Genomic DNA, 21224 nt, shown 5'->3' on the forward strand with positions numbered 1-21224 from the left:
AGTGAGCTAGGTGCTCTTTTCGGAATGACCGCTGTTGAACAATTACAGAAATTTCAGACTTAAATGAGTTCTGGATTTGTACTCTGCCAGGTCAAGTTGAACTTATTCACATTGATATGTGAACAAAAACAAGGCAAGTATGTTCGCTTGCCTTTTCTTTATACGGCTATTCAGCTTACAGTTAAGTTACCACTGTTATCGTATATTTATCAGTTAACTCTGACCTCATGGAGCGGAAAATGACAAAAACAAGGTTTGGCCACAGTGCGCTGGTAATTGCCATGGCCGTTGCGCTGGTTAATTGTACTTCAGGACCGAGCGAACAAGAGCTGGCCGCTGAGCGACAAGCCAGACAACAGGCAGAAAAAGCCGAATACATGAAAGTACAGCGCGAGCGTCATGTTGCCGCCGAATTGGTCATGCCGTTGATGGTAACTGGCAGCCGTATGGCACCTGTGCCGGCGCCCGCACAGCCACAGTACCAGGACGACTTCGAGCAGTTTGATGCCAATCCGGTAAAGCGGGTTACCGATGAACCCGTTTCCACGTTTTCTGCCGATGTTGATACCAGTTCCTACAGTTTTGTGCGAAAGCAATTAAACCGTGGCTATCTGCCCGAGAAGGATGCTGTGCGGCTGGAAGAAATGGTTAATTATTTTGATTATAACTATCCGCTACCAACCAGTGCGAAGCAGCCATTTTTGTCCACCGTGGTAGTCCATGACTCGCCCTGGGCCGAGCATCGCAAACTGGTGCATATTGGTATCCAGGGATATGAACTGGAGCAAACGGAACAGCCGGATAGCAACCTGGTGTTTCTGCTGGATGTATCAGGTTCGATGAACGCGCCAGATAAACTCCCGTTGGTGAAGCAATCCATCAAGCTGTTGCTGAAAACCCTCAAGCCAACCGATACCATAGCTATAGTGGTGTATGCCGGAGCAGCCGGTACCGTGCTTGAGCCGACAAAAGTAGCGCAGGCAGCAAAAATCATCGAAGCGCTGGACCAACTCAAAGCCGGTGGCTCCACGGCTGGCGGCGAAGGCCTGCAACTGGCGTATCAACTGGCTGAGTCGAACTTTGATGAGCAAGCGGTTAACCGCATTATGCTCGCCACCGACGGTGATTTTAATGTTGGCCTGTCAGACCCTGAACAATTAACAGACTTTGTTGAGCGTAAGCGCCAGAACGGTATTTATTTGTCGGTGATTGGTTTTGGCCAAGGCAATTATAAAGACGCGCTGATGCAGTCGCTGGCCCAAAACGGCAACGGGATAGCCGCTTATATTGATACTCTGGGCGAGGCGCAAAAACTGTTTGTGGAAGAGGCCACGTCATCACTGTTTCCAATTGCTAACGATCTTAAGATCCAGGTGGAGTTTAATCCGGCGGTGGTTAATGAATACCGGTTACTGGGTTATGAAACCCGGGCGCTGAAAGAAGAAGACTTTAATAACGATAAAGTGGATGCCGGTGATATAGGTTCTGGCCATTCGGTGACGGCAATTTACGAGGTTACCCTTAACGGCCAGCCGGGTAGCTACCTGGATGAATCCCGTTATGCCAGCGACGACAGCAGTGCGGTAAGTGATGCCTCGGCAGAATTGGGATACTTAAAAATCCGTTATAAATTGCCGGGGGAGGAGCGTTCGCAATTGCTGGAGCAACCGATTATGAGCGCCGCTAACGTTTCCCCTGCGATCATGCAGGAAGTAAACTTTGCCACTGCGGTGGCGGGCTTTGCTCAGTTAATGAAAGACGGTAAGTATACCGGCCAGTGGTCATTAGATGATGCATTTAACCTGGCGCTGGCAAACAAAGGGGAGGATTATTATGGTTACCGTGGCGAGTTTACTCAACTGATCCGGCAGGCAAAAGTGGCCGAAGAGGCCGAGTTTTAACTCGTATCAAAAGCCACAGTAGTTCTTATTAGCTACAGGCGCTTAGCCGCAACATTTAAGCGCCGCTGATTTTGCCCAGCTTCTCCAGCCGGGCTTTAATAGAACCCGGTGTGCGCGCATGTGCTTTCGCTAGCTGAGTAATACTACTACCTGCATCAAAGGCACCCGCTAACTGCTCGTCCTCCTCATTCGGCCAGGGCTTACCGGCATTGGGCGGCAATGATAATTTTCTCTGCTGGTACTTCACTGACCTGTCGAGTGCTTCGTGGGCCATAAAGAGCGCCCGAATAATTATTGGCTGATTAAAACAGCTGTTGTCGGCAAGTACTTCTCCGGATGCCGGATCTATCCCTTGCGAGAGGGTATAAATCACGTCTTTAGCCTGACTAAGTTCCATCTTATTTCCTTATCGCTGACAGTTTTAACACTCACGAACAAATCATAAGTTAGCGGCGTACTGAGACAACTGTACACAGGGCGGGTTTGCTTGTGTGGGGGAGTGGGAGCGCGCGGGTCTATCGGTTGGGGTAAACAACTTTTTGGTAACCGCTTTCTCAGGTCAAATAGAAAAAGGGCATTAACCAGTGGTTGATGCCCTTTGTTTTACAGTGAGTTGTCAGGAGGGTGGGCTAGTAGCGAGGCCAGCCGCTGCTGTCCCAGTTAAGTGTACTGATCAGCAGTTTGGGGACGCCGTTGTCGCTGGCATCGTAGGCATGGCGTACAATCACATCGGTATTCATGATGTCTTCGCCACCAGGACCGACCCATTGGGAATTGCCTGAATCCAGAATAGTACCGCCGCCCTGCATCATATCCTGGCCATTTTTATCTAAATACGGGCCACGGATATCGGTGGAGCGTCCATAAGCAATGCGGTAGGTACTGTCGGTACCTTTACAGCATTCGCCAATGGAGACAAACAAATAATAGTAGCCCTGACGGTAGACTAACGCCGGACCTTCTATACCGCCTGAACGGCTGGCAATACTGTAAAGCGGGCCGAAGGGTTTCATGGTAACCGGGTTAATGCGGGTTACCTTGATCCCAGAGTTCCATGAACCAAACGTCATCCAGGGGCTCCCGTCTTCGGCTATAACCAATTCCGGGTCGATGGCATTGTAGTCATTGCTGTTGGTAGTGTTTATCACTAATCCATCATCTCGCCAGTTGCCGCTGGCAATACTGGGCGCGGAAGCCAGACCAATAGCAGAGACCCGCGAGCCAAAGGTGGAAATTGAGTAGTATAACCAGGCTCGACCATTGTAATGTTTGATGTCCGGTGCCCAGACATCCTGGCCATCGTGACCCGGCACATAATTTCCCCACCAGGAAAGACCATTAGGAAAGATAGCCAGCGCGTCGTTCCAGGTCACACCGTTATCAGACCATTTACCTGCAATGCCCGGCCCGGTCTGGAAAATCCACCATTGGCCATCTTCATAGGCGAGGGTAGGGTCGTGGGTGACCAGGCTCCCGGTTAATGGCCAGTGGCTAACGGCACCATTGGTTGTCGACGGATCCCAGGGGGTATTCTCAACACTGGCAAGTTTATTCAGTTGCCAGCGCTGGGCATCACCGCCCCAGAAATCCCACTGTGCAATATTGGCGCCATCGGAGGTATCAAAGCCATACAGATCAAGGGCTTTACCGGAGTGCTTATTAATAAAACTTACGCTGCCGTCAGACAGTTCATTGATTTGCCAGCGCTGAGTGTCCAAACCGCGATCTTCATACTGAACGATGTTGGCCCCATTACTGCTTTGCCAGTCAAACACCTCCAGCGCTTTGCCTGAGTTTAAGTTAATAACGCTGTAGTAACCGTCGGATTGTTCGGCAATCAACCAGCGCTGCGTGTTATGGTTATTAGCGGACCATTGAATGACATTGGCGCCATCATTCACATCGGCGGCGCCCACTTCCACTAACTTACCGCTGTGTATAGAGGTAATGGTGTAGACACCATTATCGATAGCATTTGCCATATCCGCACATAACCCCAGTGCAACAATAGCTAACGCCCGACCAATTACAGGTAATCGCATAGTAAATATCCTATTGTATTATATTATTATTGTATTGTTGATCAGTTGTTAATAATTGGCAAATAAAAAATCATAGTTTTAACAGTGTTGATTATTGTGATAATAATCAGTATTTTATATTTTAATGGTGTTAGGGTGTTCGTGTTTTTATACAAATTGATAGGAATATTTGCCATACAAAAGGCTGAGGGGAGATGACGGTTCAACAGTACGCCATCGGTAAAATCACGCAATACTTAGCGTTAATAATTCAGAGAAGGCGATACGATGGGATGACGGGCAGCTAACAAGCAGTGGCTTGTTATTTGTTGGCCTGTAGCCGCCAAATGCCTGGTGTTAAAAGGCAACCTCATCAACATCCGTTAATCACATAAATTAATTTAGTCCACGCGGGGGCGGAACAGAATGACTGGTTCCTTCATTGATGCTTGTGCGGAAATCAGAATCAGAATGGTGTTACGATAGACCATATTTTCCAATTTGCTGTTTTAACTCACTTATTTTTTGATTTATTGAGGCAACAATTAACTTGCGCTCTCCACTTCCTGCTTTGATATGGTTCATTGCTATCAGCGCTTTAGCACTGTGACTCTGGCAGTCTTCACAAGAAGAAACTAATTCTTCAATGCCTTCTCCTGCATCAGTTGATGTTTTTTGCAGTTCTTTGGTTATTGTTGCTATTTTCTCACTAGAACTGGTTGATCTGTTTGCTAATTCTCTGACTTCACTCGCAACAACCGCAAATCCACGACCATGAACTCCGGCTCTTGCTGCTTCTATCGATGCGTTCAGAGCCAATAAATTAGTTTGTTTAGCAATATCCTGAATATTCATAACAATAGTGTTTATACCACTCGAGGAGCTTGATAAATGCTCAAACACATCCTTTACAGATTTTAGCTTTGAGTTTAATGCTTCAAGCGATACCTTGGTAACATCTATATTGTGATGACTCTCCAGAACCTTATCCCCTGATAGTATTGCTAATCGCCTGGCTTCTTCCATACCATTTAAAATATCCGCGAAGCATTCATTGATAAGGGAGGAGTCCTGGTCAGACAATAACTGTGTTTGCGCAACTTGTTTCAGCGAGTTATCAGGCTCACTGTCTTTTTCTACCGTTGACGTTTCAGTATCAGGGTTTTCGATATAGCTTTCACGCTCAACATATTGGATCTCTGATTGGACCATAATTAGTGGGGAGGTAAAAAATACATAACTTGTTATTGCTACCAAGAGCATGCCTGTTGCGGATAAAAAAATAGAGTACTCAGTCCTGACAAAAATGAGTGCTAGCAAGGCGGCAAAAGAACAAACCGTAAGAATAAAAACCAAGATCTTCTTGCTGTTATTGTTATTATCAATCTTTGTATTCTCAATCATTACTGCACCTCAATGACGACCACAGAATTTAACTTTATAAGCACGCGAAAGCACCATGTATGTGATCTCTGAGAGTGTGAAGGTGATACCATTACAACACCCCAAACGTTATGACTTATAAAAACATTGTTAATTAAATGTGATGAAATTTTATAATTTTTAAAATTTACAATTCAAATCAGTGTGTTTCTAATATTTATTAGATCAGTAGCGATACCTCGGAAGTATTTCTTATCGGATAAGCTAAATGCCAACCACTCGCCGGCAATGTGACATCTCCCCTGAAACAGGTCCTGGCGTTATTGTTGGCCGCAGACTAAATCAAAGTCTAAGGTCATTTTGAATATGAGTTATAGCGGGATTGGTATCGGTGTTGGGATACCCGCTATCCGACTTAGCTCGCAGCTACTACATTGATAATTAAGACTGCGTGATTACCCAACCCAGGGGAATGTTTATAGAATGGTGGGAGGCACTGCTAAAGCAGTGCTGACCAGGCAGCGTAAACAAACCGATGGCAAGCCCGGCATGTCGTTCAGCCACAACATGCCCTAAAGTTCTTTTATTTTAATGTTGCGAAAGTAGATCAGTGACGTCCACTGCTGCAGCACAATATGGCCTTTGGTATAGGCACCAAAGCTGGCCTGATCCTTAAACCTTGAACCAGCTATCTGTGACTGCCATTGCTCAGAGTTAAAGTCGGACCGGGCAGTTAATTTTCCATTGAGATAAAATTCCACCTTGCCATCCTGCTGCTTAATAACGGATTCGTTCCAGCCAGAGCTTGCCAGAAAGTCTGAGGCGGTTAGTGGCGAAGCGATGCCAAAGATCCCGCCAGAGCGTTTTACCGGATCCGCGTTATCGCCATGAGCTACGCCAAGCAGCTGATATTCTGGCCCGGTTTGCCAGGGCGTTACGCTTTCTGGCGTTTCCTGAACGTTAATAAACACTCCACTGTTACCGTTTTCAGGAGATTGCCATTCAAACTTTAATTCAAAATCTTCAAACACCTTATCGGTGGCTAAATCTCCATGCTGCAGCCCTCGCGCCGCCGGGTTGAAGGTCAGCATATCCCCCTTTACAGTCCAAGCCGGCACCGTATCCGGGTACTGAAACACATGCCAGCCACTAAGTGATTCGCCATCAAAAAGCAGTTGCCAGCCCTGTTGTTTTTCTGTCTGGCTGAGCTGATTGTGTTGGTCTGCCATGGCTGAGCCTGCTGCTTTATCGGGGGTGCTGTTGGCGTTAAAGCTTACGGTTAACAGGACGGTTAGCGTGGCAACAAAACCCGGGCGGAACTTCGAACTCAACTTTGCAATCACAGGGGGACCTTAATCAGAGTGTATGGTAAGAACTATGTGCTCTGTTTACCAAACTTTTACAACCTTAGCAAACCGGTCACGCGCTCTTTTACAACGGACTAATCAGGGGTTGGGTATTTGTGGCACGATATTTTGTGCTAGGGTGATAGTGTTAAAACAAGGAGCTCACTGCACGGAGGCTAATGTTGACTACGCCAGGGTTAAAGCTGTCTGAGGACAGGGCATTTTGGTTATTTCTTGGCTGTGTAGGCCTGGCAGTTGTGGTATTGCTGTTTGAGATTCTGGTCATCCAGAGTTCATGGGCTCCCGTGGTTGGCTTTGTGAAAGCGTTTATCTTTGGCGGGGTAGCGGCATTGATTCCCGCGTTCTATGCTGTTTTTTCATTTTATCGTTCACGAGCACAATCGAGCACCCTTAAATCCGTGTTAGTAATTTCACTACTTTGGTTTTTAACCGTGGCAGTGACGCTTGCCCTAAGCCGTTAGTAGGCGGGATTTCCGTTGTATTGCAAACACAAAAAAAGCAGCCCGAAGGCTGCTTTTTGCGTCTTTATATTGCTGGTAGCTAATTACCAGATTTTTACACGTTCTTCTGGTGCCAGGTACAGGGCATCGCCTGGCTGCACGTCAAAGGCTTTGTACCAGGCATCGTGGTTACGCGGTGCCAGTGCACGGTAACGACCCGGAGAGTGAGTCCCGGCACGTAACTGATTAAGCATGCTTTGTTCGGTACGCTTTTCTTTCCATACCTGAGCCCAGGCCAGGAAGAAACGCTGATCGCCGGTCAGGCCGTCGATAACCGGTGCTTCTTTACCGTTCAGGCTCAGTTTGTAAGCGTGGTAAGCCATCGACAAACCACCCACGTCACCAATGTTTTCACCCAGGCTGTTACGGCCATTAACGAAGTTACCTTCAATTGGCTCATAAGCACTGTATTGGGCGGCTAACATGTCAGCTTTTGCTTCAAACGCGGCGCGATCTTCGTCGGTCCACCAGTTTTGCTGAATACCCTTGGCATCAGACTTAGAGCCTTGATCGTCAAAACCGTGACCCATTTCGTGACCAATAACGGCGCCAATAGCACCATAGTTCACTGCCGGGTCGGCGTTTGGATCAAAGAATGGAGGTTGCAGGATTGCCGCCGGGAATACAATCTCGTTGAACGATGAATTGTAGTAAGCATTTACCCGTTGTGGCGTCATACCCCAGCGTTCGCGGTTAGTGGGTTCCAGTTCATCCTCTACCTGCTTGGCGTGGAAGAATTTACTGATATTACGTTCGTTGGTCAGCAGATCCTGGTCGGAAATTTCCAGGCCTTCATAAGAAATCCACTCATCCGGGTAACCGATTTTAGGGTTAAACGCTGCCAGCTTGGCTTTGGCATTTACCTTGGTTTCTTCACCCATCCAGTCCAGGCCGTCAATCCGCTCGCCCAGGGCAGCACGGAGGTTTTCTACCAGCTCAGCCATTTGCGTTTTAGAGCTTTCCGGGAAGAAGCGATCCACATAGCTCTTACCAATGGCAAAGCCTAAAGAGGTAGTGCCAGACATGGCGCTAAGCGCACGTTTCCAGCGCGGGCGAGGCTCTTGCTGTCCGTTCAGGGTTTTACCATAGAAGTCGAAATTAGCCAGGTAGATGTCATCCGACAGCATCGACGCATTGTTAGAGATAGTGTGGTAGGTCAGGTAGGTTTTCCAGTCTTCCAGCGGTGTATCGTTGATGATTTCGATAACGTCTTTGACCGGCTCAGGCTGGGAGATATTCAGCTCTGGGGCTTTAAAGCCCATGGCGTCTAACCAGGCATTCCAGTCAAAGTCAGGATACATGTCGGCCAGCGCGCTGCGCTCAACTTGGTTTAATGTCAGGTCGCGGTCACGACGCTTTTCACGTGGCCACTGAATTTCAGCAATTTTGGTTTCCAGCGCCAGAATAGTCTGCGCTTTTTCTTCCGGGTTTTCCACCTCGGCGAAGGTTAGCATCTCAGCGATGTGTTTTACATATGCATCACGGATATTGCTGAAGCGCTCTGAATCGTTCAGGTAATAATCACGGTCGGGTAAACCCAGGCCGCCAACGCCCACACTCAGCTGGTATTCGTTTGGATCCAGGCGGTTATACCACAGGCCACCGTATAAAGGCGCTGATGCACCGGTCAGCCAGCTTTCGCCGAAGAATTCGGTAAGTTCTTTAACCGACGACAGGTTGTCGATGTCAGTCAGCGTAGGATTGATGGGGGTAATGCCTTTAGCGTTGATGGTTTCAGTATCCATGTACGCTTTGTAGTAATCGTGAACCAGCTGTTCTTCGGCGGTTAAATTATCCGACGACATAATGTCATCGATGATTTGCTTAACCTGCTCTTCACTGCGATCGGCCAGGGCGTTAAACGCGCCAAAACGGGTTTTGTCTGCTGGTAGTTCGTAGTTTTCATACCAGGTACCACTGGCATACATAAAGAAGTCGTCACCCGGTTTAACGCTTTCGTCACGGGCGGTCAGATCTACACCAAATGAGCCAATTTCGGCTTTAGCGGCTGGCGCTTCAGTTTGGATGTCTGCGGTTTGCGTGGTCGTTTCTGGTTTGGAACAGGCCGTCAGGGCCAGCGATGCAGCAATAGTGGCTGCGAGCAATGTGTACTTCATATTGTTGTCTCTGTGTTAGGATTTTTCAGGCGTTATTGTCGCCCCGTTTGTACTTGTTGGTGTTACAAATTCGTTCAGATAGTCCGCGTTGAAAGGTAATACATCCCGGGCCTGATTGAAATAGTCTTCGATAACCGGTTTTTCGCGCTGTAAAAAATCTGCCACAGCCTGATGAAACCTCATATCGTGCAGTTTATGGTGGGATATACAATAAACCGGCTCAAAGCCGCGCAGGATTTTGTGTTCGCCCTGGGTTCCGGGATTAAACAGCGGCAAGCCCTGTTCGATGGCAAACTCAATGCCCTGAAAGTAGCAGCACTCAAAATGCAGCTCGTCAACATCTTCCAGGCATCCCCAGTAACGCCCGTATAGCCCTGTATCATCGAATAAAAACAGGGCTGCGGCAATCTCCTCGTCATTATGAGTGGCTTTCACGAGCATAATGTTGTCACGGAAACGGGCATACAGCGCATCGAAAAAGGCCGGGGTTAAATAGCCGGTGTGGCCGCTGCGCTTCAGATAGGTATCTTGGTAGCAACGCACAAAAAACGCCATGTCTTGGCGACTAAGTTTATCTCCCTTTAACCTTTCCACTTGCAGGTTAGGGGAGTGAAAACGCTTACGGGTTTTACGAATGCTTCTGCGCTTGCGGGAGGTGAGCCGGGCAAGAAAGTCATCAAAATTCTGATAGGCGCGATTCATCCATTGAAACTGCACGCTGAAACGTGAGCTAAAGCCCAGGTTGGCGAAGTCGGCCTGGGAACTAAGCGGATTAAACAACCAGTGGCAGGACGAATACTGATTATCGCTGGCCCAGTTGTTGATGTGGGTGACCAGACTGTGCCACTGTGCGGCAGAAACGTCGCTGGCAATAAGCAGGCGAGGGCCTGTAACCGGAGTAAATGGAATGGCTCCAATCCATTTCGGGTAATAGTCCAAACCATGCTGGTGGTAGGCGTTGGCCCAACTATGATCGAATACGTATTCGCCGTAACTGTGGGTTTTCAAATAGCCCGGGACGACTATTTTAAGCTCACCGTTTAGCGAGCCACTCCAAAATGCCGTTTGCCATCCGGTTTGTTTATTAATGTGACCATCGACACAATGAGTGTCTTCCAGCGCCTCGAGCCACTGATATTGCAAAAACGGGCCTGCCTGTTCGGCTAGTGCCTGCCACTGCGACGCATCAATTTCGTTGATGCTATGATGCAGGGTAAAAGTAAGCGTATTATCCGCAGCTTGTTTTTGCATAGTCTTATGAAATATCCTGCCCGCAGTAAAGCGTAATAGCTGGTACGATACCGGGCATATATTGAGTGCTAAGTTCTAAAAAATCATCGGTAAAATGACAGATAACCCACGTAAAATCATTATAGAGTCGATTACCCGCATGCTTTCGCGACGAGAGCATGCTTATCACGAATTGTTACGAAAATTATCGCAGAAAGGTTTTGCAATGGATGATTGCGTGCCGGTAGTCGCGGAATTTCAACAAGCCGGGATCCAAAGTGACGCCCGTTTTGCCGAAATGAAAGTGCGTTCGGGGGTAGCTAAAGGGCAGGGGCCGGCCAGAATAAAGGCAGAGTGCCAGCAGTTTGGTATTGAGGAATCGCTGCTGGAACAGGCTATGCTCGAAAATGACACCGATTGGTTTACGCTCGCCGGGCAGGTAAGACGCAAGCGATTTGGCCTCAAACCACCGGCAACCGATAAGGAAAAGTTTAAGCAAATCCGCTTTTTACAATATCGGGGCTTTTATTCTGACCATATTCAGCACGCTTTCGACGACCACCTCGAATAGCCGGAGCGTGCATGCCGCCCTTAATCAATATTTTCTATGGTGATGATTGGCCTCTTTTCACGGTGGATTGCTTAACAAAACAACATTAACCATGGTATTGTTGCGGCCTCATAATAATGTGGCCGGGCATGTGCTTACTAGTCGATTTAACTTGAGTTGAGTTAACTTGAATTCACTGCACACAGGCTGCATATAAGCTTCTACAGGTTAACTAAGGATTTCAGGATTTCAATGACATTATCAACTGCTGATATTCGCCGCAAATTTATCGAGTATTTTGGCCAGCATGGCCACCAGGCTGTTTCCAGTTCTTCACTGGTACCAGCAGATGATCCCACGTTATTGTTTACTAATGCGGGTATGAACCAATTTAAGGACGTTTTCCTGGGTTCCGAAAAGCGCAGCTATAGCCGAGCGGTATCGTCACAGCGTTGTGTTCGCGCCGGTGGTAAGCATAACGATCTCGAAAATGTGGGTTATACCGCGCGACACCATACATTTTTCGAAATGCTCGGAAACTTCAGCTTTGGTGACTATTTCAAAAAAGAAGCTATTCAGTTTGCCTGGACGTTCTTAACCGAAGAGTTGGGTCTGCCAAAAGAAAAACTGCTGGTTACCGTGTTTTCTGAGGATGACGAAGCCTTCGATATCTGGGAAAACACCATTGGTGTACCGAAAGAAAAAATTATTCGCATCTCAACTTCAGACAACTTCTGGTCGATGGGCGATACCGGTCCTTGTGGTCCATGCTCGGAAATTTTCTACGATCACGGTGAGCACATCTGGGGTGGTCCTCCGGGCACACCGGAAGAAGACGGTGACCGCTTTATTGAAATCTGGAACCTGGTTTTCATGCAGTTCAACAAGCAGGCCGATGGCACTATGGAGCCGTTGCCTAAGCCATCGATTGATACCGGTATGGGGCTGGAGCGTATCTCTGCCATTTTGCAGAATGTACACAGTAACTACGAAATCGATTTGTTTGTAAATCTGATCAATGCGGCCGCGAAAATTGTTGGCACGACCGATCTGGATAATAAATCACTGCGGGTGATTGCCGACCACATTCGTTCATGTGCGTTTTTAATTTGCGATGGCGTAATGCCCAGCAACGAAGGCCGCGGTTATGTATTACGCCGGATTATCCGCCGTGCAGTACGCCATGGTTACAAAATGGGCGCCAATGACATTTTCTTCTATAAGCTGGTGGATGCACTGACCCAGGAAATGGGCGCTTTCTATCCCGAGCTGACTGATCAGAAGCCGGTTATTGAAAAGGTATTACGTGTAGAAGAAGAGCAGTTCAGTAAAACCTTGTCTCGTGGCATGAATATGCTCAACGATGCGCTTAATGAGCTGGAAGGTGATACCGTTCCTGGCGAACTGGTATTCAAACTCTATGATACCTACGGTTTCCCGGTAGATTTAACCAACGACGTGGCCCGCGAACACGATTATAAAATCGATGAAGAAGGTTTTGAGGCGGCAATGCAGGCGCAGCGTCAGCGCGCTCAGGAAGCCAGTCAGTTTGGCGCCGATTACAACAGTACCTTAAAAGTTGATTCTGAAACCGCCTTTACCGGTTACACCGATGCAGAAGGCGACGCCAACGTGGTGGAATTAATCAGTGGCAACAGCTTCTGCGAGGCACTGACCGATGGCCAGGAAGGGGTTGTGGTGCTGGATCAAACGCCATTTTACGCCGAGGCTGGCGGTCAGGTAGGTGATAGCGGTGTACTGAAGGTTGCTAATGGTGAGTTTATTGTTACCGATACGCAGAAAATGGGTAATGCTTTTGCCCACCGCGGTAAGGTAAAAGGCACCATCAATAAAGGTGACAAAGCGGTTGCCAAAATTGATGACATCAAGCGCAGTGCAATTAAGAAGAACCACAGTGCCACGCATTTATTGCACGCAGCTCTGCGCGATATTCTTGGCGACCATGTAACCCAGAAAGGTTCATTGGTGAACGCTGAGCGTTTACGTTTCGACTTCTCGCATTTTGAGGGCGTGACTGCTGAGCAACTGGCACAAATCGAGGTACGGGTTAATAAGGATATCCAGGATAATCATCCGTTAACCACGCAGATGATGGAGCTGGAAGAAGCCAAAAAGACCGGTGCTATGGCTCTGTTTGGTGAAAAATACGATGAGAAAGTTCGGGTAGTCTCCATGGGGCCGGTGTCAACCGAGCTGTGTGGTGGTACTCACGTTAAGCAAACCGGTGATATTGGTTTGTTTAAGATTGTTACCGAAGGCGGTATTGCTTCTGGTGTACGCCGGATTGATGCGGTAACAGGCATGGGGGCGCTGGCCTATGTGCAGCAGCAACAGGCGGTACTGAACAGCACTTGCGGGCTGTTAAAAACGGATACAAATGGCCTGACAGAGAAAGTAACTCAACTGCAAACTCAACAAAAAGAGTTAGAAAAAACAGTTACTTCACTGAAGCAGAAGATGGCAAGTCAACAAGGTGCTGATCTACTTGGCAACGCTGTGGATATAAAGGGTAACAAAGTACTTATCGCTGAGCTGGAAGGTGTTGAAGCCAAATCGTTGCGCGGTATGGTTGACGATCTGAAAAACCGTATTGGTGAAGGCATAATTGTTATTGGCGTGCCTGCCGACGGTAAAGTCAGTCTGATTGTCGGCGTTACCAAAAGCCTGACCGCAAAAGTGAAGGCCGGCGAACTGATTAATCACATCGCCACTCAGGTTGGCGGAAAGGGCGGTGGCCGCCCTGATATGGCTCAGGCTGGTGGTAGTCAGCCGGAAAATTTAGCCTCTGCGTTACAGTCTGTTAACGTTTGGTTAGAAGATAAGCTATAATGCACATATGGACGGATTAATGCTGTCGTGACACCAGCATTAATCCTACCAAAAGCGCTTTTTCGGAGTGAAAGGCGTCGAAGACCGCACGGAGGCAATGTAATCAAGGAACCAGGAGCAAAAGAATGCTTATTTTAACTCGTCGTGTGGGTGAAACGCTGATGGTGGGTGACGATGTCACCGTAACTGTATTAGGCGTTAAGGGTAATCAGGTACGTATTGGTGTGAATGCGCCAAAGGAAGTCTCGGTGCATCGCGAAGAAATTTATATGCGCATCCAGGCTGAAAAAGGCGGTCAGCCTGATGGCAATAAGTAAATAATAAGAGGTTAGACCAGTTTTTTGGTCACTGTTTATTATTAAGGTCGGTTTTTTCCGGCCTTTTTTATTTTTGTACGCTAAATGGTAAGACGGTTTTGGCTAACTGTACCCACAGTGGGGTGGGGGATTTGGCGGTAAATGGTGCTTTTTCGGGCAGTAAATGTGTGCTTTTTAGGCAAAATATAGCGATTGTTTAAAATCCCGGCAGACGAAATGTATTTATCTAAAAAAGCATTGACTTCCCACCGCATGTCATTAAAATGCAGCCCCACATGACGGAGAGGTGGGTGAGTGGCTGAAACCAGTTCCCTGCTAAGGAACCATACCTATTACTGGTATCGAGGGTTCGAATCCCTCCCTCTCCGCCATTTTTAATTTAGTGTATCAGCGCGTGCGTAGCTCAGCTGGATAGAGTACCTGGCTACGAACCAGGCGGTCGGAGGTTCGAATCCTTCCGCACGCGCCACTCACTAAATTAAGTTACGCGTGTGTAGCTCAGCTGGATAGAGTACCTGGCTACGAACCAGGCGGTCGGAGGTTCGAATCCTTCCACACGCGCCACATTCCGTAAAAAGGCTTGCAGAGATGCAAGCCTTTTTGCTTCCTGGGGTGTGTCAGGATTTCCAGCCCCCCGTCAGAGCGGAGGGCGTTCAGCCGGAGCAAGTCAAATTGTTGACTTGCTTGAAACCACCGGCTTCACCCATCCACACGCGCCACATTCCATAAAAAGGCTTGCAGAAATGAAAGCCTTTTTGCTTTCTGCGGTGTGTCAGGATTTCCAGCCCCCCGTCAGAGCGGAGGGCGTTCAGCCGGAGCAAGTCAAATTGTTGACTTGCTTAAAACCACCGGCTTCACCCATCCACACGCGCCACATTCCATAAAAAGGCTTGCAGAGATGCAAGCCTTTTTGCTTTCTGCGGTGTGTCAGGATTTCCAGCCCCCCGTCAGAGCATAGGGGCTATTAGCATTACAGGTTATAGCTCACCATTACCCTATACATCACTGTCGCATCGTCCACCACACGCGCCACATTCAAACCTCTGTTACGCTGAAAAATACCAATCCGCCATTGCGGGAAGTGGCTGGTGATTGATTTGGTCTGGTATCCTATACCGCGAGGATTCATCACCGTCAGTGTTTAATGGCTAATAAGAGAACCGAATGATTGAGCGAAGCACGCTGTGGGGCGTTTACTGGCGTTACCTTATTGCGGTGGCGATAGTCTTTTTTACAGTGGTAGTGATGGCTGTGCAACTGCCTTTTTTATCGCTGATTGAGAACTCTCGGTTTCACCCTATGGCTTTCTGGCTGATGGTCATGAGCTTTGCCTTGCTTTTTACTCTGGTAGCACCGCCGGGGGTTATTAGGCTTCTCTTTGGCTATCGGCTAAATTTAAGCCCTCAGATCTGGCGGCAACTGAATTTCAGTTTTGTTGGTTTGTTTTTATTGCTTGCTCTGATGGGATTGTTGGCTCAGGGCATTCTCAATACCAGCCTGTGGGGCTACTACAAACTTTATTTGCAACCGCTGGCTTTAGTCACCTGGCCACTAGTCGCCTCGTGGCGAGTATTATCCCGCAACTGGGCTTTTTGATATCAGTCAGGTAATCTACTTTGTAATACTTTACAGCAAGTTAAATTAATAAGGACGTTATGATTGAAGATCTTTTTTTCATCAACTCAAAAGCATTGGCGGATAAACTTCACAAGGACGACATCAGCGAAGAGTTAGCTTTCAAACATTTGCTGCTATATAGCATGCTGTTTGCCAGCGCTATTACATATCCTATAGTGGTTAGCTGTACACAAAGTGATACTTTTAGCTTCTGGTATCAAATTGCCAATTTTTTCGCCTTTGCGCTGCTCCAGTTCTGGGGAATGAGCTGGCTCTATCGCACTAATAAACAGGGCGACGGTAAAGCGTTCTTCCTGCGTTGGGCGGCATTATCGCTGCCGGTTGGATTACAGGTTTGGCTTATCTCTTTGTTATTGGGTCTGTTGTATGGGTTTCTCTTTAGTTTTGTTACTGTGCAGCATATTAATGAGTTGCCTGAAAACACCTGGCTCGTCTCAGGCATGCTATTTGGGCTACTGATGCAGCTTATCTATTACTTTATTATGCAGCGTAACTTTAAACGTTGCGCTAACGGGCAGTAACCCATGGGCCTGATCCATTCATCTCTATGGCGGCACAAAATGAAGTATACGGCGCTGTTTTTGCTTTTCGTAACTCTGGATGGCAGCGCTAAGGTCAAAATGAGTTTACCTCAACTAGAGGCGTTTAAGAGCTCAATTAAGCAAGGGTGTATCTCGCGAGGGATTGAGCGTCAGGATAACCATGCGGTGGCGTTCTGTGATTGCATGGACAAGATACTGAGAAACTCCCTCTCCGATGCAGAGTTTGAAGAGCTTGCCGAACAAGCGGCGGCCGGCAAGCCGTTTTCCGAGATGGCACCTTTTAACGTTCTGATACCTCAAATTACACAGTGTAAAGTGCCTGCTGAAAAAACCAGATAACGCCCATAATAGATAAAAATACCCCGCTGTACGGCGGGGTATTTTTGGCATTTTCTGAGCAACAGCCCGTGGCGCGCTTCTATTAAAGATAGAGCATTTGTTCGCGGGTATGTGTCATTTGATTAATGAGTCTATTCTGTAAGGTATGCGGCACATTGGCTTTGTTCATAGCGTTAATGAATAAATCCACGGTCAGGTTAAAGTCTGCCTCGGTAATATTCATACCGCCGTGTACCTGTTCCATGGTATCGCCCGAATAACGGCAGGGCCCACCTGAAAAAACGCACAACTGCTCGGCAAACTTTTCCATAAAGCGGTCGATGTCGGTATCAGCGAAGTAGGGCAAAATGGTTTCGTTATACTCGATTTCATAAACGAAATTTTCTACGATTTCGTTAATTTTTGCCTGGCCGCCCAGTTCTTCATACAGTGTGTCAGAACGACTGGCACAGCCGCTCAGAATTGCTATACAAGCAGCAATGACCATCAGTTGTTTTACCATAACTGACCTCCCACAGATAAATACAAGCCTTTCTGCCCTGTGGCACCGGCAATACTGCCTAAATCTGCCCAGGCCAGGGTAAAGTTAACTTTCTTTGAGGGAATGTAAGTCACAAAAACATCCATCAAGTCATCTTCGCCAAGTCCTAAATTGTCGGGCTTCTGACGATATTCAACCCCGGCAGCAAAATGGCGGGAAAATAACACGCCAAGGCTGCCTTCCAGCATCAGTTCATAATCGCTGTTTTGCGGACCGCCGAAACCCAGCAGACCCAGTTGATTCGCTTTTGTCAGCCTGCCGGTCAGGTTCCATACCAGGTTATAACCTCCCACAGCGCCTAAATGGACTTTTGTCGCGGCCAGATAGATATCAGTGCCAGAAGTCTCTTCGCTACCGACCAGATTGGCCACTGCGGTATCCTCGAGGTCCTTATATTGAATACCGGCACTGAGTTGCGGCCAGTCTGAGTAAACCACGTCGCCGTAAAGCTTAAACTTGGCACCATAAACGGTTTGCGCTATCTCGCCGCCCAGAGTTGTCAGGTCAAACACATGGCGTGCCACACTGAACTCCGCCCGATCATACAATGAGACGCTTGCTCCCAATACGTTAAGCCGGTAATCCTCAAGGTTAACCTGAGTGATAAAAGCATTCGCAGACACCTCGTCCTGGCTGTCATAACCCGATAAAGTGGCCCAGGGCACTATGCCGCCGCCGCCACTGCCTTCCAGCTGGTTGAGGCCTGCTGTGCCAATCAGTTTGCCGTCGCCGGCAAAAGCCAGCCCGGTGCAGAAAATAAGGGTACTGCTTATCAGTTTTGTTAGTCGCACTCAAAACTCCTTATTGTTGGTAATATTCCGATGAAGCCAGCCAGTCAATTAGTCCGCCAAGTGGTAGCGGGCGACTAATATAATAACCTTGTGCAGTATCACAACCCCAGTCAGCCAGGATTTCCATGGCATTGGCATCTTCTACGCCTTCCGCCACAACTTCTAAATCAAATATATTAGAAAGGCTTAGCACCGTATGCACGATTTGCTGATCTTCAGTGTCGGTGCTTAAGTTAAGTACAAACGCCTTGTCTATTTTAATCGCTGACACTGGTAAATTCTTTAAATAGGCCAGTGAGGAATAGCCAGTGCCAAAATCATCAATGGCAATACTAAAGCCTTTATCCTGCAGAAACTGCAGGTTGGCAATAGCAATCTTTGCATCGGCTACCAGATCGCTTTCTGTTATCTCCAGGGTGATATCGCTGGCGGTTAAGCCATTATCATCCAGTAATGAGATAAGCCGATCCAGCAATGGCCGGTTTTGAATATCCTGAGTCGACAGGTTAACTGCTGGTTTAATAAATATCTGCTGTTCGCGAAGTGACAGGATGTCTACGACCACCCGATTAAGTACCCAGTCGGTTACCTGTTCAATAAAGCCAGCTTGTTCAGCAATTTCAATGAACTCATCCGGTGGAATAAAACCAAGGCGCTGGCTGTTCCAGCGGATAAGTGCTTCAAGGCCATTTACCTGACGGGTTTTAAGGCTAATCTTAGGCTGATAAACCATCGACAACTCATCCTGTTCGCTCTGCAGCACTTCTTTCAGTTCGGTAATAATACTTAGGCGACGCAAGTAGCGTTGTTCTATTTCTGAACTGAACTGCAGCAACCAGTTTGCGCCCATTTCCGCTTCATCGAGCAGAATATTCATGCGGCGGAAAAGATCCTGTGCATTGTCGGCATCGGCAGGGCAGTTAACCACGGTAAATACCAGTTTAATTGGCATAACTAACTGCTGGGTGGCAACCGGTTGCTCAAGGATAGTGTGAAAGGTTTCGAGTTGCTCGTCGCTTAATGGTTCGTTGGCAAACCACACCAGTTCGCCGCCGGATAACCGGGCTGCTGTACCGCGCCAACGTTTAATGCGTTCGGCAATGGAAATAATGCAGGTATCGCCATTAGAATACCCGTAGAGATCGTTGATGGTTCTGAAATCGCGGATGTTTATGCCAATAACCTGCAGTGACTCACCAGCGTCTAACCGCTGTTGGATGAGCTCTTCCATATAGCTACGGTTGTACAGTCGGGTAAGCATATCCAGTCTGGATTGCATCAGGATCCGCTGTTCGCGATTTTGAATGCTGTCTTTCATGCGCATAAAGGCATCAGACAGTTCGTTGATTTCCTGTAAATGGCCCGACGTTTTTACACTTTGCTCGTAATTGCCATCTGCCAGATGATTCGCTGCATTGACCAGACTGGCCACGGGTTTATTCACCCGGCTGGCCATGAACATTGACAACAGCATTGAGCCGGCTATCGCTATTAACGAAATGCCCAGAATATTAAACTGCAACTGTGTAAAGTTATCAAAATGGGTCGATACATCGACAGCAAGTGTAATAGACACTTCTTTATTGAGCGTGTCAGGTAACTGGATATCCCGGGTTAGGTAGGGGGTATCCCGGGAAAAAGTCACATCGAACCAGCTTAGCGTTTGCTGGTCGGCATTAATTACACGTTGCGCCTGAATATAGGGCAGGCTGCTGTGTAATACCACATGAGAGCCATTCACTGAGCGCTTCGATGAAACAATAATATCGGCCTGAATAATTCGTTTGACCTGTTTTAAAAATTCATCGCCGTCGAGAAAGCCAATGCCAGCAATGGCTATGGGATTCGGCGCGTAAACCGGCAGCATAATAATCTGATACAGACTGCCGTCGACAATAATGGCATTTTCCGAACCGCCATCCTCCAGCACCTGGTTAATGATATTGGGATAGGGAAAGGCTGCACCACTGGTAAAATACTCGGGCTGGCTTTCCAGCACATTGCCGGATAAGTCAGTCAGCATCATAAAATCTGACTCAATGCGCTGCCCGTGGTTTTGCAAGGCACTTTGAATGGTCGGAATGTCGCCGGTGGCGACGGCCTGCTTAAAGCCAAAGTCGTCGGTCAGAACCCGTGCCGAATTGAGTAATTGCTCGCTGCGATCCTGCAGCAATTGCTCCAGAACAGTGTTTGCGACCTCAATATTTTTGGTCACCTGATTAAAGGCAGTTTTTGATGTTACCGTCCAGACGTTACCCAGGATCAGCGACGCTGTGATAAAAATACCAATAAAGAGTATCTGAAACAGCGACTGACGCAGGGTAAGGGTCATTGGCGCTTAAACTTGCTGTTGCCGAATACGCGCTTGGATGTTTCGAGTTGTGCAATGCGCTCAAGAACAATCTCAACTGGCTTATCATCGTCACTGAGCGTGAAGGGCAGCCGGTTAAGGTGATTCACGGAGAGGTCCGGGTGCCAGATGAGTACCTCGGTTTGAGTGGTGTTTAACTCTGCCTTTCCACTGGCATCGGTTTCCCATGTTGGTTGTTGATCTTTTACATAGATGTAACCGACCATGGAGTCATGAATGTTACATCCAAGCACCACAATACCTGACTTATCGAATTTTACCGGTGGCACGGAGTCACCGGCATATAATTTTATTTCAAAGGGTTTAGGCTGTGAGAAACTGTATACATGATGGCGGATGTTATCACTGTTGGGAAACACCACCGTCCGGCCTTGTTCAATCACCAGGGTAGTAGGTTCAAACTGGCGGTTTACCTGATCCATGATGGCTGGCTGTGCAGGCGCTACAGACGGGCTCGACACTTCACCAGCGGTGGCTTTCACACTGATAACAGCATTAATAAATGGCTGGCCCTGCTCGTCTACCAGGGTTACGGTTTTCGCTACCGCCTGGGTACTGCCGGCTAAGCTCACTGCGAACAGCGTTATTTTTAGTAAAATTTTGTAGTTAATCATAATCTTGTGTGCTTTAAACAACCCAAAGCATCGAACTGCTTTGACGGTCTTAAGCCGTTTCTAAACACAGACTCACACATTAGCAACATTGCCCAAAGCTATGCAATAGTTATTTAGAATGAACGGTTTGTAAAAACTGCGAAGGTTAAAAT

At 47.7% G+C, this 21224-nt stretch carries 18 protein-coding genes and 3 tRNA genes; 11 read left to right on the top strand and 10 right to left on the bottom strand.

From position 1 onward, the window contains the following. The first annotated feature begins 239 nt into the window (after nt 1-239). Entirely contained in the window at nt 240-1901 is a 1662-nt protein-coding gene (locus tag AC27IB_RS14045; protein ID WP_487121663.1) for a vWA domain-containing protein, read from the top strand. Between the two features lie 55 nt (nt 1902-1956). Here the strand turns inward: AC27IB_RS14045 and AC27IB_RS14050 are convergent, their stop codons facing one another. The 4 genes from AC27IB_RS14050 to AC27IB_RS14065 all read right to left on the bottom strand — a co-directional run bounded on the left by AC27IB_RS14050 (nt 1957) and on the right by AC27IB_RS14065 (nt 6648). Then, a complete protein-coding gene (locus AC27IB_RS14050) occupies nt 1957-2298 on the bottom strand; it encodes a hypothetical protein (RefSeq protein WP_487121665.1) in 342 nt (113 codons plus the stop codon). A 232-nt stretch (nt 2299-2530) separates the two neighbouring features. Continuing rightward, a complete protein-coding gene (locus tag AC27IB_RS14055) occupies nt 2531-3943 on the bottom strand; it encodes a family 43 glycosylhydrolase (RefSeq protein WP_487121667.1) in 1413 nt (470 codons plus the stop codon). A 456-nt stretch (nt 3944-4399) separates the two neighbouring features. Beyond that, nucleotides 4400-5326: a methyl-accepting chemotaxis protein gene (locus AC27IB_RS14060; RefSeq protein WP_487121669.1), complete on the bottom strand. Its 927-nt coding sequence runs from the start codon at nt 5324-5326 to the stop codon at nt 4400-4402. Between the two features lie 551 nt (nt 5327-5877). After that, nucleotides 5878-6648: a 3-keto-disaccharide hydrolase gene (locus AC27IB_RS14065; RefSeq protein WP_487121671.1), complete on the bottom strand. Its 771-nt coding sequence runs from the start codon at nt 6646-6648 to the stop codon at nt 5878-5880. 182 nt (nt 6649-6830) lie between these two features. Here AC27IB_RS14065 and AC27IB_RS14070 point away from each other — a divergent pair, with 182 nt between their 5' ends. Further along, nucleotides 6831-7133 carry a hypothetical protein gene (locus AC27IB_RS14070; RefSeq protein ID WP_487121673.1) on the top strand — a complete coding sequence of 101 codons (303 nt, stop codon included), beginning with the start codon at nt 6831-6833 and terminating at the stop codon, nt 7131-7133. Between the two features lie 83 nt (nt 7134-7216). Here the strand turns inward: AC27IB_RS14070 and AC27IB_RS14075 are convergent, their stop codons facing one another. Beyond that, nucleotides 7217-9289 carry a M13 family metallopeptidase gene (locus AC27IB_RS14075; protein ID WP_487121675.1) on the bottom strand — a complete coding sequence of 691 codons (2073 nt, stop codon included), beginning with the start codon at nt 9287-9289 and terminating at the stop codon, nt 7217-7219. 15 nt (nt 9290-9304) lie between these two features. Beyond that, a complete protein-coding gene (locus AC27IB_RS14080) occupies nt 9305-10540 on the bottom strand; it encodes a GNAT family N-acetyltransferase (RefSeq protein ID WP_487121677.1) in 1236 nt (411 codons plus the stop codon). Between the two features lie 94 nt (nt 10541-10634). Here AC27IB_RS14080 and AC27IB_RS14085 point away from each other — a divergent pair, with 94 nt between their 5' ends. The 9 genes from AC27IB_RS14085 (at nt 10635) to AC27IB_RS14125 (ending at nt 16755) form a co-directional block, all read left to right on the top strand. Next, nucleotides 10635-11090 carry a regulatory protein RecX gene (locus AC27IB_RS14085; RefSeq protein WP_487121679.1) on the top strand — a complete coding sequence of 152 codons (456 nt, stop codon included), beginning with the start codon at nt 10635-10637 and terminating at the stop codon, nt 11088-11090. 231 nt (nt 11091-11321) lie between these two features. Next, nucleotides 11322-13919: an alanine--tRNA ligase gene (alaS, locus tag AC27IB_RS14090; RefSeq protein WP_487121681.1), complete on the top strand. Its 2598-nt coding sequence runs from the start codon at nt 11322-11324 to the stop codon at nt 13917-13919. 125 nt (nt 13920-14044) lie between these two features. Then, nucleotides 14045-14236: a carbon storage regulator CsrA gene (gene csrA / locus AC27IB_RS14095; RefSeq protein WP_105936514.1), complete on the top strand. Its 192-nt coding sequence runs from the start codon at nt 14045-14047 to the stop codon at nt 14234-14236. 280 nt (nt 14237-14516) lie between these two features. Further along, nucleotides 14517-14607, top strand: a tRNA-Ser gene (locus tag AC27IB_RS14100). Nucleotides 14608-14628: 21 nt separating this feature from the next. Further along, nucleotides 14629-14705: transfer RNA gene (locus AC27IB_RS14105), tRNA-Arg, on the top strand. A gap of 18 nt (nt 14706-14723) precedes the next feature. Beyond that, a tRNA-Arg gene (locus AC27IB_RS14110) sits at nt 14724-14800 on the top strand. A gap of 600 nt (nt 14801-15400) precedes the next feature. After that, complete coding sequence (locus AC27IB_RS14115) at nt 15401-15832, top strand: hypothetical protein (RefSeq protein ID WP_487121683.1); 432 nt, start codon at nt 15401-15403, stop codon at nt 15830-15832. Between the two features lie 59 nt (nt 15833-15891). Beyond that, nucleotides 15892-16395: a hypothetical protein gene (locus AC27IB_RS14120; RefSeq protein WP_487121685.1), complete on the top strand. Its 504-nt coding sequence runs from the start codon at nt 15892-15894 to the stop codon at nt 16393-16395. Between the two features lie 3 nt (nt 16396-16398). Continuing rightward, nucleotides 16399-16755 carry a hypothetical protein gene (locus tag AC27IB_RS14125; protein WP_487121687.1) on the top strand — a complete coding sequence of 119 codons (357 nt, stop codon included), beginning with the start codon at nt 16399-16401 and terminating at the stop codon, nt 16753-16755. Nucleotides 16756-16837: 82 nt separating this feature from the next. Here AC27IB_RS14125 and AC27IB_RS14130 read toward each other — a convergent pair whose 3' ends face one another. From AC27IB_RS14130 to AC27IB_RS14145, 4 genes are read right to left on the bottom strand one after another with little or no spacing between them, the layout of a single operon-like run. Beyond that, nucleotides 16838-17257 carry a group I truncated hemoglobin gene (locus AC27IB_RS14130; protein ID WP_487121689.1) on the bottom strand — a complete coding sequence of 140 codons (420 nt, stop codon included), beginning with the start codon at nt 17255-17257 and terminating at the stop codon, nt 16838-16840. Then, a complete protein-coding gene (locus tag AC27IB_RS14135; protein ID WP_487121691.1) occupies nt 17251-18087 on the bottom strand; it encodes a DUF3034 family protein in 837 nt (278 codons plus the stop codon). Before AC27IB_RS14135 ends, AC27IB_RS14130 begins: the two co-directional genes overlap by 7 nt. Nucleotides 18088-18097: 10 nt before the next feature. Further along, complete coding sequence (locus AC27IB_RS14140) at nt 18098-20419, bottom strand: bifunctional diguanylate cyclase/phosphodiesterase (protein ID WP_296043709.1); 2322 nt, start codon at nt 20417-20419, stop codon at nt 18098-18100. After that, nucleotides 20416-21072 (bottom strand): methylamine utilization protein, encoded by a 657-nt coding sequence (locus tag AC27IB_RS14145; protein WP_487121693.1) that lies wholly within the window; start codon nt 21070-21072, stop codon nt 20416-20418. The genes AC27IB_RS14140 and AC27IB_RS14145 overlap by 4 nt, the downstream gene beginning before the upstream one ends. Nucleotides 21073-21224 lie beyond the last annotated feature (152 nt).

This window comes from Alteromonas sp. 4NH20-0104 (assembly GCF_057547795.1).